19 protein-coding genes are annotated in these 16,129 nt (G+C 37.3%); 13 read left to right on the forward strand and 6 right to left on the reverse strand.

The features are described 5' to 3' along the window. The first annotated feature begins 114 nt into the window (after window positions 1-114). Window positions 115-957 (forward strand): polysaccharide deacetylase family protein, encoded by an 843-nt coding sequence (locus U8D43_RS06950; RefSeq protein ID WP_335870453.1) that lies wholly within the window; start codon window positions 115-117, stop codon window positions 955-957. Window positions 958-1,569: 612 nt separating this feature from the next. Next, window positions 1,570-1,686 (forward strand): GapA-binding peptide SR1P, encoded by a 117-nt coding sequence (locus tag U8D43_RS06955; RefSeq protein ID WP_335870454.1) that lies wholly within the window; start codon window positions 1,570-1,572, stop codon window positions 1,684-1,686. A gap of 317 nt (window positions 1,687-2,003) precedes the next feature. Here U8D43_RS06955 and U8D43_RS06960 read toward each other — a convergent pair whose 3' ends face one another. Continuing rightward, on the reverse strand, window positions 2,004-3,473 hold the full coding sequence (locus tag U8D43_RS06960; RefSeq protein ID WP_335870455.1) for an aminotransferase class I/II-fold pyridoxal phosphate-dependent enzyme: 1,470 nt from the start codon (window positions 3,471-3,473) through the stop codon (window positions 2,004-2,006). Between the two features lie 433 nt (window positions 3,474-3,906). Here U8D43_RS06960 and U8D43_RS06965 point away from each other — a divergent pair, with 433 nt between their 5' ends. Both U8D43_RS06965 and U8D43_RS06970 read left to right on the forward strand, forming a co-directional pair. Beyond that, window positions 3,907-4,866 carry an NAD(P)H-dependent flavin oxidoreductase gene (locus U8D43_RS06965; protein WP_335870562.1) on the forward strand — a complete coding sequence of 320 codons (960 nt, stop codon included), beginning with the start codon at window positions 3,907-3,909 and terminating at the stop codon, window positions 4,864-4,866. A gap of 21 nt (window positions 4,867-4,887) precedes the next feature. Continuing rightward, window positions 4,888-5,169 (forward strand): UPF0223 family protein, encoded by a 282-nt coding sequence (locus tag U8D43_RS06970; RefSeq protein WP_335870456.1) that lies wholly within the window; start codon window positions 4,888-4,890, stop codon window positions 5,167-5,169. Window positions 5,170-5,237: 68 nt separating this feature from the next. Here U8D43_RS06970 and U8D43_RS06975 read toward each other — a convergent pair whose 3' ends face one another. Then, window positions 5,238-5,858, reverse strand: a complete 621-nt coding sequence (locus U8D43_RS06975; RefSeq protein ID WP_335870457.1) for a YktB family protein — start codon at window positions 5,856-5,858, stop codon at window positions 5,238-5,240. Between the two features lie 191 nt (window positions 5,859-6,049). Here U8D43_RS06975 and U8D43_RS06980 point away from each other — a divergent pair, with 191 nt between their 5' ends. Together U8D43_RS06980 and U8D43_RS06985 are read left to right on the forward strand one after the other, a co-directional pair. After that, the gene (locus tag U8D43_RS06980) at window positions 6,050-6,244 is read left to right on the forward strand and encodes a YkzI domain-containing protein (RefSeq protein ID WP_335870458.1); all 195 of its coding nucleotides are present in this window, start codon (window positions 6,050-6,052) and stop codon (window positions 6,242-6,244) included. Window positions 6,245-6,458: 214 nt separating this feature from the next. Continuing rightward, entirely contained in the window at window positions 6,459-7,247 is a 789-nt protein-coding gene (locus U8D43_RS06985) for an inositol monophosphatase family protein (RefSeq protein WP_335870459.1), read from the forward strand. 361 nt (window positions 7,248-7,608) lie between these two features. Here the strand turns inward: U8D43_RS06985 and U8D43_RS06990 are convergent, their stop codons facing one another. Then, window positions 7,609-7,788: a YlaF family protein gene (locus U8D43_RS06990; protein ID WP_335870460.1), complete on the reverse strand. Its 180-nt coding sequence runs from the start codon at window positions 7,786-7,788 to the stop codon at window positions 7,609-7,611. 120 nt (window positions 7,789-7,908) lie between these two features. Between U8D43_RS06990 and typA the strand changes: the two genes are divergently transcribed. Then, window positions 7,909-9,756: a translational GTPase TypA gene (typA, locus tag U8D43_RS06995; protein ID WP_335870461.1), complete on the forward strand. Its 1,848-nt coding sequence runs from the start codon at window positions 7,909-7,911 to the stop codon at window positions 9,754-9,756. A 21-nt stretch (window positions 9,757-9,777) separates the two neighbouring features. Next, entirely contained in the window at window positions 9,778-10,089 is a 312-nt protein-coding gene (locus U8D43_RS07000) for a YlaH-like family protein (protein ID WP_335870462.1), read from the forward strand. 663 nt (window positions 10,090-10,752) lie between these two features. Here the strand turns inward: U8D43_RS07000 and U8D43_RS07005 are convergent. Then, the gene (locus U8D43_RS07005; RefSeq protein ID WP_335870463.1) at window positions 10,753-10,953 is read right to left on the reverse strand and encodes a YlaI family protein; all 201 of its coding nucleotides are present in this window, start codon (window positions 10,951-10,953) and stop codon (window positions 10,753-10,755) included. Window positions 10,954-11,373: 420 nt separating this feature from the next. Here U8D43_RS07005 and U8D43_RS07010 point away from each other — a divergent pair, with 420 nt between their 5' ends. Next, a complete protein-coding gene (locus U8D43_RS07010; RefSeq protein WP_335870464.1) occupies window positions 11,374-11,826 on the forward strand; it encodes a PNPOx family protein in 453 nt (150 codons plus the stop codon). Between the two features lie 62 nt (window positions 11,827-11,888). On the opposite strand, the gene U8D43_RS07015 is transcribed toward U8D43_RS07010, so the two are convergent. Then, window positions 11,889-12,488 (reverse strand): YhcN/YlaJ family sporulation lipoprotein, encoded by a 600-nt coding sequence (locus U8D43_RS07015; RefSeq protein WP_335870465.1) that lies wholly within the window; start codon window positions 12,486-12,488, stop codon window positions 11,889-11,891. Window positions 12,489-12,660: 172 nt separating this feature from the next. Here U8D43_RS07015 and U8D43_RS07020 point away from each other — a divergent pair, with 172 nt between their 5' ends. Next, on the forward strand, window positions 12,661-13,989 hold the full coding sequence (locus U8D43_RS07020) for a PhoH family protein (protein WP_335870466.1): 1,329 nt from the start codon (window positions 12,661-12,663) through the stop codon (window positions 13,987-13,989). A 64-nt stretch (window positions 13,990-14,053) separates the two neighbouring features. Here the strand turns inward: U8D43_RS07020 and U8D43_RS07025 are convergent, their stop codons facing one another. Then, entirely contained in the window at window positions 14,054-14,551 is a 498-nt protein-coding gene (locus U8D43_RS07025; RefSeq protein ID WP_442893574.1) for a peptidyl-prolyl cis-trans isomerase, read from the reverse strand. Between the two features lie 223 nt (window positions 14,552-14,774). Between U8D43_RS07025 and glsA the strand changes: the two genes are divergently transcribed. From glsA to U8D43_RS07040, 3 genes are all read left to right on the forward strand, one after another. Further along, window positions 14,775-15,704: a glutaminase A gene (gene glsA, locus U8D43_RS07030; RefSeq protein ID WP_335870467.1), complete on the forward strand. Its 930-nt coding sequence runs from the start codon at window positions 14,775-14,777 to the stop codon at window positions 15,702-15,704. Window positions 15,705-15,805: 101 nt separating this feature from the next. Beyond that, window positions 15,806-15,949 carry a hypothetical protein gene (locus U8D43_RS07035; RefSeq protein ID WP_335870468.1) on the forward strand — a complete coding sequence of 48 codons (144 nt, stop codon included), beginning with the start codon at window positions 15,806-15,808 and terminating at the stop codon, window positions 15,947-15,949. Beyond that, window positions 15,924-16,121, forward strand: a complete 198-nt coding sequence (locus tag U8D43_RS07040) for a hypothetical protein (RefSeq protein ID WP_335870469.1) — start codon at window positions 15,924-15,926, stop codon at window positions 16,119-16,121. The genes U8D43_RS07035 and U8D43_RS07040 overlap by 26 nt, the downstream gene beginning before the upstream one ends. The last annotated feature ends 8 nt before the right edge of the window (window positions 16,122-16,129 follow it).

Here is a 16,129-nt window from a genome sequence, read left to right on the forward strand (position 1 = left end):
TGTTAAAACGCATAAAAGTTTTTTGGAATCTGCTTCCTTACAGATGAAATTTTCCAAAGGCTTGTTTCTTTATGATAGAATCAAATGGAACAATTAGAAAAGGATGGTCGAATAATGAAATTATTTTTAAACATGTGTTGCCTTAGCTTAATTTTGATTGTTGCATCTTGCAGTAATGAAGAAGCTGGGACGAAAAAAACAGAGTCTGATGTGAATGTTGAACAAGAAACAGAGAAAGATATTGAGGAAAACACAATAGAACAAGAAACTATCTCAGAACCTGAGGAATCTGTAGAAGAAGTGATTAGTACACCTCAATATAGATTAAATTCTAATGATTGGTCAATTGAGCCTATTTCTGAGGCCAATGATAAAATTGTTTTATTAACAATTGATGACGCACCAGATCAACATGCACTTCAAATGGCTAAAACACTAAAAGAATTAAATGCACCTGCAATTTTCTTTGTCAATGGACATTTTCTAGACACTCCTGAAGAAAAACAAGTACTAAAAGAAATCTATGATATGGGTTTTCCGATTGGAAACCACACATATTCTCATAGTAATCTACGAGATTTGAGTGAAGAGAAACAAAAAGAAGAGATCATTTCCATAAATAATATGGTTGAAGAAATTACAGGAGAACGTCCAAGGTTTTTTCGAGCTCCCTTTGGTGTGAATACAGATTATAGTAAAACGGTTGTCTCCGAAGAAAACATGTTATTAATGAATTGGACGTATGGTTATGACTGGGAAAAAGAATACCAAAATAAAGAGGGGATAGCAGATATTATGGTGAATACTCCATTATTAAGAAACGGAGCTAATCTCCTCATGCATGATCGAACATGGACGAATGAAGCTCTTGCTGAGATCGTGGAGGGGCTAAGAGGGAAGGGTTATGAAATGTTGGACCCTAATTTAATTGAAACCCCTGTCACCGATCCTGCTTGAATAGTAAAGAAGCCAATGAAGAACGTTCTTCATTGGTTTTTTAAGTTGATTAATTAGGCTGTATTCGCAAAGATTGTGGCTTTTCGAATTAGTCCCTATTTTGTGATGAAGAATGACCTCGGGCATCTTTTTGTCTATTTTAGATGAGGATCAACAGCAAAATGGAGGGTTCCATCTAACATTAGTCTTAAGGAGCCAAAATGTATCCCAAAAGAGCTATTCATATTAGGTAGCCTTAGGGCAATTTTTTTCGTATCATTTCGAATGGAATCCTACCCAAAATGGCTGTTTCTATTCGAAATTTGATTCGTTAGCAACAAAAAATACAATTAGAAGCACTAAGACAGAATAAATAGCGATTTCGAGAAAGGCAGTCCCAGGTAGCGAATCATTTCTGTTTAACTTGAAATTGTAGCAAATGGTTGTTCTATATTAAGTAGAAAAGAATATCCTATATATACTTGAATGTACTACTTTTGATTTTGAACCTGAAAAGGGATGGAAAACGTTAATATGTTATACTATTTGGGCTTGATAATCTTAATGTGTTATATTATTATGTAATTAGAAGGTTAAGCGCTTTCACATCACATGAAAAAGGGGTGTCCGAATATGGGTACAATCGTTTGTCAATCATGTTTAGGAACGATGGAACACTATGATGATGAAAAAGTAACGGTTTTATATTCAGAATGTGGTTGTGATCACGAAGCAGAATTAGATGATTAATAAATAGATAGCGGGATGAATAAAGGGGATTTTAAATAAAATTAGAAACGAGGTGATCTCAGATCACCTCGTTGTTTTTATTAGGCTGATTTCTTCGCAATGAATAGTTACTTTTCGTATCAATTTATTACTTATGATATAGCATTGTTTCGAGGCATCATTTCGTCTATTTTTGACGGAAATCAACAGTGTAATGAAGGACTTAATCAAAAATAGATGAAATAGCCACAATGTATTCGAAAAGAGCCTTATTAAGAGAAGAAATAACAAAAATTCTACACTTTTCTTCGTTGAGATTCAGGCGCGTTGGGTATTTCTTAACGAATGGCTTTATGTTCTTTAATAACACGTAGATGTTTTAAATCAAAATCCTCCGGCCCTTGTACAGGTAAGCCAGCTTCGACATTCTTTTCGATATACGTAAGATTGTCTTTTGTAATAATTTCACCTGGGATGAAAATTGGTATACCAGGGGGATAGACCATAATAAACTCAGCGATAACTCTACCAACAGATTCATTAATTGGAACCACTTCAGTTTCGGAATAGAAGGCATCTCTGGGTGTAACCGATAGTAACGGGATATCAGGTAAGAGGACAGATATAGCTCGCTGTCCTGAGTGATGTTGAAAATTGGTCGAAAGCTCTTTCAAAGCGTTCACAATAATGTCCGCTTCTTTTTGTGTGTCACCAGGGGTAATAATGCACAATATATTGTATAAATCTGACATTTCCACTTCGATATTATGCACTTCACGTAGCCATTTTTCTGCGTCGAATCCAGTGAGACCAAGGTCTTTAACAGAAATTATTAATTTAGTTGGATCATAATCGAAGGTAGCCTTAGTCCCCAGAATCTCTTCTCCAATACAATAAATATGTTCCATTTGATTAACTTGGTCTCGAATAGAGTTAGATAGTTGGATTGACGCTTCAATTAATTTTCTTCCCTCAGTGGCAAGTCTTTTTCTTGCTACATCCAGGGAGGCTAGCAAAAGGTATGAAGTGGAGGTAGTTGTTAACATGCTCAATATTGATTGGACTCGTTTAGGTGACACAAGATTTCCTTTTATGTTCAATATGGAGCTTTGAGTCAAGGATCCACCAAGCTTATGCACACTCGTGGCAGCCATATCTGCTCCAGCTTGCATTGCAGAAAGGGGCAAATCGTCATGAAAATGAATGTGAACACCGTGGGCTTCATCCACTAATACTGGGACATGATAGGAATGTGCAATTTCAACGATTTCCTTTAAGTTAGCAGAAATCCCAAAGTAGGTAGGGTTAATGACTAAGAGACCTTTGGCATCTGGATGCTGTTCTAATGCTCTAGAAACAGAATCAGTTGTAATACCATGAGAAATCCCCAGGTCTTTGTCAACTTCTGGATAAATAAAAATCGGTGTAGCACCAGAAAACACGATGGCAGACATGACTGATTTGTGAACATTTCTTGGAACGATGATTTTGTCCCCCGGTCCACAGACACTCATCACCATTGTCATGATTGCTCCAGATGTACCTTGAACAGAGAAGAAGGTATAATCTGCACCAAAAGCTTCGGCTGCAAGATCCTGTGCATCTTTAATCATGCCTTTCGGTTGATGGAGATCGTCAAGGGGAACTATATTAATTAAATCAATGGATAAAGCATTATCACCAATAAACGCGCGGAAATCAGGATCCATTCCTGCTCCTTTCTTATGTCCAGGGATATGGAATTGTACAGGTTCTTTTTTACTATGTTCAACTAATCCAGTGAACAAAGGAGTGTTGAGTTGTGACATTGTAGGACACCTCATTATTAAATAATTAGTTTTTTAAGAATTAAATGAATATTTTTTCGTTTTATGCAGGAATTTATTGAGTCAACGAGTAATCAATAGAATATCGAATGAAATTATAGCATTTAAGTTTTTTTTTGCATAGTCATATTAGTTTGTGTGAAGGGAGAGAATTTATCCTGTGCGAAAGGGTAGAAAAAAGCAATGGGTGAAGAAGTAGGGGGAATCAGTATGAATTGGATAGAACATACAAGCATTTAGATAAGGAAATAACACTCATAGGATAGGCGTTTTTTCGTATACATTGTGGCTAGCTCATAGGCTATAGACTGATACGAAAAGTAACATACTTTGCGAAAACAGCCCTCCACTAAGATAGATACTATTTTTGGTGGCAAAGCGACGGCAAACACAAAGGAGAGGGGTTGTTGGTATGATGAATTTGGAAACACCCATCACAAGGATGTTGAGGATTAAATATCCAATAATTCAGGGAGGATTAGCATATTTAGCGTATTCAGATTTAGCAGCGGCGGTTTCTAATGCAGGAGGATTAGGTCAAATAACGGCGATGAGTTTATCAACTCCGGAAGAGCTTCGTCAGGAAATTCACAAAGCTAAGCAACTTACATCGCACCCATTTGGTGTTAATTTTGCGATTGGTCAGCACGGACGACCATTTGAATCCTTTCTTGAAATAGCAATGGAAGAGAAAATACCGGTTATCACAATGACTGGAGGCAACCCAGCTCCTATTTTTGAAAGGCTAAGCGGAAGTTCAGCCAAAAAGTTAGTTCTCGTAGCATCAAAACGGCAGGCAGTAAAAGCCGAAGAACTAGGTGCTGATGCGGTAATGGTCGTAGGACAAGAGGGTGGAGGACATTTAGGCAAAGATGATGTAGGGACTATGGTTCTAGTGCCTCAGGTAGTGGATGCTGTGTCGATTCCGGTTATTGCTTCAGGCGGTATTGGGGATGGTCGAGGGTTAATGGCTGCGCTTTGTTTAGGAGCAGATGGAATTGAAATGGGTACACGTTTTATCGCTACAAAAGAATGCGTTCATGCTCATTTAAGTTACAAAGAAGCCTTGATTGACGGGAAAGAAAATGATACAGTCGTAATCAAACGGAAAATTGGTGCCCCGGCCAGAGTCATTCGAAATGAATGGGCAGATCAAATCTTAAACCTAGAACAAACTAACGCTGACTATCTGGTGCTAAAAGAGCTTATTAGCGGTGAAGCGAATAGAAGATACATATATGAGGGAAAACAAACCGAAGGATTTGCATGGGCTGGGCAAGTAATGGGCTTAATAAAAGATATCACAACAGTTCAAGAGTTGTTCGATAACATTCTCTTTGATGTGGAGAAGATTCGAGCGAGGTGGAGATTATAGCAAAGTGAAGGTGTTCAAGAAATGGAATATCAATACCCGTTTTCATTAGAATGGTCAACAGAAGAGGTAGTAGAAGTCATTCGTTTTTTTGAAACGATTGAAAAAGCATACGAAAAGGGTTGCGATCGAGAAAACGTTATGGCTGTTTACCGTCGATTTAAGGAAATAGTACCAGGGAAATCTCAAGAAAAACAGCTTTTTAAAGAATTTGAAGAAGCGAGCGGATATTCTTCCTATCATGTTATAAAAAAAACAAAAGAAGAGCCAACTGCATCACGAATAAGAATGAATCAAAAAAAGTAAGTCGGTGTCCTAGGACACCGACTTACTTTTTTTAAAAGGATGATAGGATAGATGGGCGATTAACATGTTTAGGTCATTTGGTAAAGGGGTAGTAACTTTACAAATGCATGATTTATTACATTCATCCAGTCATCCGAGCTCATTGAAACGGCTTTATTTCGTGAAATGGAAACACCGCATAATAGTTCTGCTTTCTTTACTGTTTGCAATCGATGAAATAAGTGAATTAATTCAGTTTCATTCATATCAGACATCTTGATTACATTTGGTTTTGTGTGATCGCTAGACCAGACAAAATCGGACGGAATGCTAGAGTTGATCTCATTGATTTTCTGAAGAAGGGTTGATGCGTATTCTTTTTTAAAGGGTGCTTCATAAATGACAGCAAACCAAATGAAAACATGGGTTCCCCATAACCCGATTTGAAAATGAGGGTGTTGCTTATAACCTCGTTTATTGTTAGCAAAAGCCACCCATGTGTCTTGTGGAGGATTGATTGTACGGCGTGCATGCTTAGCGACATGATAATACATATCATTCCCTGTTAAAGAGCTTAAAGTAGGTGCAAAATGCTCTCCTAAGGCTTCTAATTTGGGACGAATGGTCGATATTAACGCCTCCATTCGCGGCTCTAAACCTTCTAGTTGAAAAACGTCAAAATCTTCTTCTTTAAATCCATTAAAACTCATACTTGTGGTGTCCTCCTACGATCGAATTCAATCATCATTGTAGCATATTTCTATACTTTCGAAAAAAGAGAGGAAAACTAGGTAAATACACATTTTTGTTACCACTTCACCATAACCTCATAGTATATAGTAACTCTAGTCCTCTAAGCTCACGAAAAAAAGATCTTAACGTGGAAGGGGTGGAAAAATCCATGAAACAAGTTTTAAATAGTTCAATTAGAAAAGATTACCACAAACAAAAATTAGCGGTACTTCGTTTAGAAATGGATTATGAACTCGCAGTTTTGTTTGAAGCGATTCAACAGAAGAATGAAGTGAACAAATCAAAGTCGAAGAATAAGTTGATGAAAATCCGAAATGAATTAGTAAAACTGAACGAATTGTAAATAGAAAACGAGCCTATGGCTCGTTTTCTTGCGTATCAACTGAAATTATGTGCATGTGAGATCGAATTGAGGTGAGTATATGGAAAGAGGGTGTCAAGAAATGAAGAGATGTTACTTGAATGAGTGCCTCGTTTCTTATAAGCTTGAGCAAAGAGGTCCAATCAATTCTTTCCTATAAGGAAGAGGAAATACTATGATCGTTGGAGGGAATTCTATGTCAAACTGGAACGAAATTGATACATACGCTAAGAGATGGATCGAAGAAGCAGGGAAAATCATCAAACTATCTTTTATACAGCAGTTGAAGATTGAGACAAAGTCGAATGCAAATGATTTAGTAACAAATATGGACAAAGATACTGAACAATTTTTTATTGAAAAGATTAATGAACACTTCCCCGACCATCGAATTTTAGGAGAAGAAGGATTTGGAAATCAAATAGAAGATACAAAAGGGGTAATTTGGATAATTGATCCGATTGATGGGACGATGAATTTTGTCCATCAACAGCGAAATTTTGCTATCAGTATCGGTATCTATGAAGATGGTGTTGGTATGGTAGGCTATATTTATGATGTAGTGCACAACGAATTATATCACGCTCAAAAAGGAAAAGGGGCGTATATGAATGAGGAAAAACTACCCAATCTTCCATCGGTCGAACTTAATGAAGCGGTAATTGCCTTTAACGCATTGTGGTTAACGACCAATAAACATATGGAACCTTCTAGGCTTGCCCCTCTTGTTAGAGATGTGAGGGCAACAAGGTCTTATGGCTCGGCAGCACTAGAAATGGCTTATGTGGCTGCTGGGAGATTAGATGCCTACTTAACGATGAGGTTAGCACCATGGGATTTTGCCGCAGGGAAAATTCTTATTGAAGAAGTGGGAGGCAAGGTGACAAACTTATCGGGAGAACCTTTAGCTGTTGTTGAAAAAAGTTCATTAATCGTAGGAAAAGCCAACTTACATCACGAGATTCTTCATAATTATCTATCATGATAGACCTTGGTGCAAAAAAAGACAGCTTCTTTCTCAAAAATTTAAACAAACGAATGACTCCTTGTACTAGGGAGATTCATCTAAATCCATAAAGTGAACGATTGACTTATTAGTAAAAAATCAACTAACTAAAGAATAGGAACTTGGCATTGATATAGGATCTTCTCGTATAAATTGTTGCTACAAAACAAACTGTAAATGGAAAAATCCATTTTGACAAATTCTAACCAAGCCCCGAATTCTACCTTTTGGATAGGTTGTATGATGGTGTAAAAAACAATATTCTTCTTGAAACAGCCTAAAAAGGTCGCCAAAATATTGGCGACCTTTTGGTAATGTTAGGAAATGAATTACTAGAAGCTCATTTACTTTCTCGAAGTTTTTTTTTCGTTTTAAAACCAAAACCCATAATAAAAATCAACGAAACAATACATAAGAGTATACCTAAAAAGCTTTCTTCGCTAATGAAAATCCCAATGCCAATAATAAAAGCTGCAGCTAAAGTGGCAAAAAGGACAAATACCCATTGAATATTTTTCAAAATCAATCACCCCTTTTTTCATATTGTACATAATATATTTCAGCTTTTCTACTGTCTGTGATATAATAATCAGGTTAATAGAATGCACGTTAGAAAATCATGCAAATCAGGAGTGAAAAAATGAAACTTAGACAAGATTTACGAAATATAGCGATTATTGCCCACGTTGACCACGGGAAAACAACGCTAGTTGATGAATTGTTAAAACAATCCGGCACTTTCCGTACGAATGAACATGTCGAAGAGAGAGCAATGGATTCCAACGATTTAGAAAGAGAACGTGGAATTACTATCCTTGCAAAAAATACGGCAATTCAATATAAAGATACGCGTATTAATATTTTAGATACGCCAGGTCATGCTGATTTTGGTGGAGAAGTAGAGCGTATCATGAAAATGGTAGATGGTGTCCTTCTAGTAGTAGATGCCTACGAAGGATGTATGCCTCAAACTCGTTTTGTGTTAAAAAAGGCATTAGAACAGAAATTAACGCCAATTGTAGTTGTGAATAAAATTGACAAAGATTCTGCTCGTCCGGAAGAGGTAGTAGATGAAGTTTTAGAATTATTTATTGAACTAGATGCGAACGAAGATCAATTAGAATTTCCGGTGTATTATGCCTCGGCAATCAGTGGAACAGCTAGCGTAGATCCCGATCCTGCAAAACAAGATGAAAACATGCAGTGTTTATATGAAGGTATCATTGAAAATATTCCTGCTCCCGTAGATAACAGCGAAGATTCATTGCAATTCCAAGTAGCTCTTCTAGATTACAATGATTATGTAGGAAGAATTGGAATTGGACGTGTTTTCCGTGGAACCATGGAAGTTGGCCAACAAGTGTCATTAATGAAATTGGATGGTTCTTTTAAGAATTTTCGTGTAACGAAAATGTTTGGTTTCTTGGGGTTAAAGCGTGTTGAAATTGAAAAAGCTAATGCGGGTGATTTGATTGCCGTCTCCGGCATGGAAGATATTAACGTAGGTGAAACGGTTTGCCCAATCGATCAACAAGATCCACTACCTATTTTGCGAATTGATGAACCTACTCTTCAAATGACATTTTTAGTTAATAATAGCCCATTCGCTGGGAGAGAAGGGAAGTTTGTTACTTCTCGTAAAATCGAAGAGCGGTTGTTAGCGCAACTTCAAACGGATGTTAGTTTACGTGTTGAAAATACAGAATCACCAGATGCATGGGTTGTTTCTGGACGCGGAGAACTACACCTATCCATTTTGATTGAAAACATGAGACGTGAAGGGTATGAGCTTCAAGTATCTAAACCTGAGGTAATTGTACGCATGGTTGATGGTGTAAAAAGTGAACCAGTAGAGCGCGTTCAAATCGATGTTCCTGAAGAATATACAGGTAGTATTATTGAATCTCTTGGTTCCCGTAAAGGTGAAATGCTTGATATGGTTAATAATGGAAACGGACAAGTTCGATTAACATTTACCGTTCCTGCACGAGGACTTATCGGATATTCAACTGAATTTATGACGTTGACAAGAGGATATGGTATTATTAACCACACATTTGATAGTTATCAACCAATGCAACAAGGTCGTGTTGGTGGACGTCGTCAAGGTGTAATCGTTTCGATGGAAACGGGTAAATCTTCTCAATACGGCATAATGCAAGTAGAGGATCGCGGGACAATTTTTGTTGAGCCTGGAACAGAAATTTACGGTGGAATGATTGTTGGAGAGCATACTCGTGAAAATGACATTACAGTAAATATTACCAAAACAAAACAAGCGACAAATGTTCGTTCAGCAAATAAAGATCAAACTGTTACAATCAAAAAACCACGTATTATGTCATTAGAACAATCATTAGAATATCTAAATGATGATGAATACTGTGAGATTACTCCAGAATCAATTCGTCTACGTAAGAAAGTTCTAGATAAAAATGAACGTGAACGAGTGACGAAAAAAATGAAGCTTGCGGATAAGAACGACTAATAATAAAGGAGGGGATGAATAATGGTAGAAGATAGATTATCATTTTTTGCTTCCCTGTACCAAGTAAATGAAAATACAGAAATAGGTATGTGGCTACTGTACTTGACGATTGTGGCTCTATCCATTCTTGTTTTCAAACTAGGATTTGCCAAGAGGTTACCGGTACTTAAAGCGGTCGTTATCTACCTCTTTCTTATTTTAGGGTGTACTGTCCTTACTTTTTTAGGTATTTTCTTGCCAATTGCAGAAGGGCTTGTTGTAGCTGCGATCATTTTGATAATTTATAAAATTCGTTTGCATAACGAAAAAAAACTGCAATCAGAAGCTAAATAATACAAAAAAACTCGCCGATTTTTCGGTGAGTTTTTTTGTGAGGTAAGAAATTAGTAGTATTTGGAGGGATTTGTATCTAGCACAAAATGTGTGCGCTTTTCATATTTTCGATTCATTACAGACCCTATGTGAAGTTGTTTTCGTTTACAATGGTGCTATTGCAGTAAATATTCTATATGGGCATTTATTTCGTTCAAAATGACATTCTTTGCAAAACACATTTTAGTTAAAGAGCCTTAGGTTCACGGTGATAAGTAAATCTCTTTCGGAAGTTGATGTATAAGCTACTCAAGAAAAAAGAAAAAAATTAGTGTCCTGTCAACCAAAATAAGATGACAACTAGGTCTAAAAGGGGAGGCACAGGCTTGTTGGCTAGATATACTAATGGGGAATGAATTCCTATCGTAGGTAATGTAACCAATGGCGCAATGATGATATGGGGAAAATCAGCTTTTAGAGATAGAAAGGTAATTCCACTCGGAAGAACTGAATGAAAGAAAAACTCGATACTTTCATGGCCATTAGATGTGTTCAATGATGGGAATGAAATCAAAGGTAAGTAAAAGTGTATACACTTTCTTACTCTTAAGAGACTCCATCCCTTTCAAAAGAACACTAAAGGTGTACCGGGAAAAATACCAAGAATAAGTCCGAATAATATCATTAAAATTCTTTTGCTTCCTTAGGCGTTGCATGAAGACGAAAATTTCCTGTTTTCCTTCTCTCTTCCGTTCTCTCACTGATACGTTCACTGCAGGGAGAACACATATATGTATGTATTGGACGGTTTCTTAATCGTTTAGCTGCTAAGGTATCATCTTCGATTTGATTGATCTGATCGCAAAGAACACATTTGACTCTCATGGTAAAACCTCCATCCTTTAAGATCATTAAACATAAATAAGTATAGCATGTTTTACGAAAATACGAAAAGCAAGATCTTCTGCATGAGTCTATATTTCACTCTCAGCACATAGTATAGTATACTTAAGCTATAAGATTTTTTCTTTTAACTAGGTTGTATTCGTAATAAAAGTTTATGTAACACCTAGAAAAAACCCAAGAAAGCATGTTTTCTTTTACATTTTCTCTTGTAATTAAATTACAATGATTCTATTTGTTGGTGAAGAGCTTGTAGACTTATCTTCTTAGACTAAATTCCTTTCCTGAAAAATTCTTTTTTGGATGAAGCATCCTGCTAAATGAGTGGCATATGCTTCTTGGAACTTGTCAGATTAAATGAGAACTAAAGAGTTAGAGGATTACAATGAGAGGGGGAGAAAAATGGCTAATCGTAGTGAACCAAAATTAATACCTGCCCTATATGATGTGCTTCAAAATGAAACGTTTATCACGATCTCCTCAATGGATAGAGAGACATGTGCACCTGTTTTTCATGCGATTTCATGGGTCTATGCGAAAGATGAAGGGACATTATTAATGGCAGTTGATCAAAGATCGAGGTTGGTTGAAAATGTGATGGAAAACGCAGCTGTTACAGTGTGTTTGTTAGCAAATGAATCAACCTACTCCATTTCAGGAAAAGTTGTTGAAGTAGAACAACTGCAAGATGTACCTTTGAAACTTAGCTTATTGAAATTGAAGATAACAGAGGTTAGAGACGTAATGTTTTATGGATCGAAAATTGTGCAAGCTCCAAAATATGATAAAACCTACGATAAAGATGCAGCTGCAAGGCTGGATCGACAAGTAATGGAAGCCTTGAAAAAAGCATAGAGCTTATTTCAGGCTTCTTTTGTATCCTGAATCTAAGAACATCATCTGGAGTACTATGAAAATTAGTTTTGTTTCAAGTGGTCATTTGATTGATCTTCTTGTTCCTTATCTAATTCATTTTCTTTTTGATTATTCAATTTTTTATCTTGTTCTTCTGGTGCTTTTTCAGGGTCTGGTGTTTGAAGTAATTTCGGAATCTCGGGCATTAATCTACCGGCTATGTCGGCTAATTCATTCATAACTCCTTGGAGTGGATGACCTTCTTGAATATCTTGCCCGAGTTCTTTAAGTCGTGCAGTGATATCTGGATCTGCAACAACTATCGCTTCAGCACCATAAGGATCGTTTTTTAAGCTTTCAGCCACTGAATATTTAAGACTCCCGACATCTGACCGTTCTAAATCTTTATCAACATCAATCCCAACAATGGCATATCCTCCTAGAGCCACAGCAGTAGCACTCTTCACGTTTGGAATAGAAACGGCTAATTCTTCTAAGTGTTTTGACACCTTTCTACTTTGTTCACGGTCTTCCACCTTAATATTGCTATCATTGACGGATATTGGCTGTTTGTTATCCTTTACTTGGTTTTCTTTGCTTTGGCTGGTTGAACACGCTGTTAATAAGATTAGCGCTGTTATCAAATATAAACAAACTTTCATCTTTTTCCTCCTAATAGAAACTTTAATCTATATGATTAGTGTGTAATTATCTTCTATCTTTATTCGTTGTTTCATATATTTTAACAAGTCGTCCAAAAGCTACGAAAAAAATAACCTGTTAGAAAGGGGCTACATACACTAGTAATAGAAATGAGGAGCAGGGGGCATCGATTTGAGTAAAATTTATGTATTAGATACCAATGTCTTGTTACAAGATCCTTATGCGATCTTTTCCTTCCAAACAAATGAAGTCGTTATTCCAGCTGTAGTACTTGAAGAAGTGGATTCCAAAAAAAGGTATATGGACGAAATCGGTAGAAACGCAAGACATGTATCCAAGTTAATTGACGGTTTTCGAAAGCAAGGAAAACTTCATGAAAAAATACCACTTCATAATGGTGGAACGATTAGAATAGAATTAAATCACCGCTCTTTTCAAGAATTGGAAGATATATTTGTTGAAAAAACGAACGATAATCGCATCTTAGCAGTGGCGAAAAACTTATCGAATGAAGAAGGAGATAAACCGAACGGGAAATCCGTCATTCTTGTGAGTAAAGATACTTTAGTTCGTGTAAAGGCAGATGCGCTTGGGTTACAGGCGGAAGATTTTTTAAATGATCGTGTTATTGAAGATAGCGACAGTTACTTTGGATTTAAAGAAATTTATGTACAAAGAGAATATTTAGATAAATTTTATGAAAAAGGGGAGCTCTTAATCAGTAAGATCAGTGAAATTCCCTTTTATTCACAGCAATTTTTACTATTGAAAGATTCACTAGGTAGTTCTTCCTCAGCTATCGGGATTGTTGATCCTAGTGGAAAAACACTGAAAAAACTCGTCTATGATCATGATCCTATTTGGGGGATTAAACCGAGGAACGTACAGCAGACGATGGCCCTTGAATTGTTGCTGCGAACAGATATACCGCTCGTGACTCTAGCGGGTAAGGCAGGCACAGGGAAGACGCTTCTGGCGCTAGCTGCAGGTCTTTTGCAAACGGAAGACTTTCAGGCATACAAAAAACTCCTTGTTGCTCGGCCAATTGTTCCAGTGGGAAAAGATATTGGATTTCTTCCAGGAGAAAAGCAAGAAAAGTTACGCCCTTGGATGCAACCGATTTTTGACAATTTAGAATATTTATTCAACACGAAAAAACCAGGAGAACTGGATAATATTTTGGCAGGAATGGGCTCAATTGAAGTTGAAGCCCTCACCTATATTCGAGGGAGAAGTATTCCGGAGCAGTTCATCATAATCGATGAAGCTCAAAATTTAACGAAGCATGAAGTGAAAACCATCTTAACGCGAGTAGGTGAACGAAGTAAGATCGTGTTAATGGGAGATCCAGCGCAAATAGATCATCCTTACCTGGATGAATACAATAACGGTTTAACTTATGTGATTGAGAAGTTTAAAGAGCAGCAAATTGCAGGTCACATTAAGTTACTTAAGGGTGAACGTTCAGGTTTAGCACAGTTAGCAGCCGATTTATTATGATGGCAAACCACCCTTCATATTTATATGAAAAAACCGTCTCATTGTGCATGAGCCGGTTTTTTGGTTAGGCTATAATGAAGGATTTTACATTTTTTATCGGTTTTTCTTGGTTAGTTCCGTCTTTAAAATAAACATGTACAGGACCATCCTCTGTTAGAGGTTTTCCTTTATTCGAAAAACAAAGAATAAAGTCCATAGCAGTTTGGAGCGGAAAACTAACCGAGTCGTTATCGGTTTCGATAATAAATGTTTGAGCACCTTCTTGTGGAGACGCATTTTGAATAAAGGGCTTTAATGGTATTCCGAAAGTTGAGGATAATAATCGTTGTTTTTCGTATTTTTTTTCTGATTTTAAGGTCGGGGGATAGGTCGCCCCTTCCTGAATTTCTCGTGACCAATGCTTTGAAATGGCTTTCGTATATTCTTCTAGCTCATCTTTTTCCTCTAGACTCTTTTCAAAGAAATCTTCGAGCTCTTTTTTTCGATCATCAAAGATCCACACAGTCGGATCAAGTGTGATCGGATAATCCACTTTTCCAGTAAAACGAATGATCATTTCCAAATCAAATCTCTTCCTTTCTTGATGTCACTCATGAGACGGGGGTGGGCTTTTAAGCGGTTACTTATTGACAGAACAAGCATAACATAGGCAGAAATCAATGTATGTGTTATCTATAGAATTATAGCGCGTTTTTAGGGAAGAGAAAAGGGAAGTATCTCTTTATCATAATAGGGTAAAAGAAAGGAGAGTATGAATAGTTCTGAATGGAGAAAGGTGGTAAATAATGGATTGTCAAACAAATGAAGAACTAAAAAGACTGGTGGAAAAGGCTAAACCTTTTGCGGAAAGAGGAAAGGTAGCTGATTATATTCCAGCTTTAATGGAAAGTAATGCTTATGATCTAGCGGTATCGATATGTTATCTAGACGGTACGACCTTTTTTGCAGGAGAGTATTTAAAAAAATTTACTTTACAAAGTATTTCGAAAGTGATTACCTTAGCATTTGTATTGATGGACAATGGCCCGGCAGAGGTGTTTCAAAAAGTGGGAATGGAGCCGACAGGTGATCCCTTTAATTCCATAGTAAAGCTAGAGGCGAATAAACCTTCTAAACCACTAAATCCGATGATTAATGCAGGAGCATTAGCCGTTACAAACATGATCAACGGAAAAGACCACGAAGAAAGATGGGAACGGTTGATCCAATTTGTTCAGTGCTTAATCGGAAGTGAAGGAGTAACGTACAATGAAAAAGTGGCAAAATCTGAATTCGAAACGGCTTTCTTGAACCGTTCTTTAGGATATTTTATGAAACAATATGGCGTAATTAGAGGGAATATTGAGGACCTCCTTTACCTTTATACAAAACAATGTGCAATTGAACTCAATTGTTTGGAATTAGCAACTATAGGGGCTGTATTTGCTAATGATGGAAAAGACCCTGTTACGGGAGAGGTGAAAATACCAACTAGTATTGCTAGGATATGCAAGACCTTTATGGTGACATGCGGTATGTACAATGCTTCTGGTGAATTTGCTATTAAAGTAGGGGTTCCGGCAAAAAGCGGTGTTTCAGGAGGAATCATGGGTGCGGTTCCACAACAATGTGGGATTGGAATTTTTGGTCCAGCACTAGACGAAAAAGGAAACAGTGTTGCGGGATTAGAAATGTTACGACTAATGAGTCAGCGTTATCAATGGAGCATCTTTTAAGAAAGCTGTTTTCGAAAAGATTGTTGCATTTGACCCCGAGTCCCTAGCCACTGAAGCTGGATCGAGAAAAGCGGAAGTGGCTGTCCTGCGGCGTCAGGCAAATGAAGAACTCGGAGGTGATGCCTGAATCGCTGGAGGGTTATTCATTTGACCCCGAGCCGCAAGCCACTGAAGCTGGATTGAGAAAAGCGGAAGTGGCTGTCCTGCGGCGTCAGGCAAATGAAGAACTCGGAGGTGATGCCTGAATCGCTGGAGAGTTATTCATTTGACCCCGAGCCGCAAGCCACTGAAGCTGGATACGTCTGTTTTTTATGGAAATCAGCAGTACAAAGGGTATTCCATCTACAATCAGATGAAAAAGCCACAATGTATACGAAAAGAGACTTTAAGAATAACTGTAGATTTTACCCTGTCTAGCTCTTGCA

The organism is Bacillus sp. 2205SS5-2, assembly GCF_037024155.1.
In the GTDB taxonomy this organism is placed as follows: domain Bacteria; phylum Bacillota; class Bacilli; order Bacillales; family Bacillaceae_K; genus Bacillus_CI.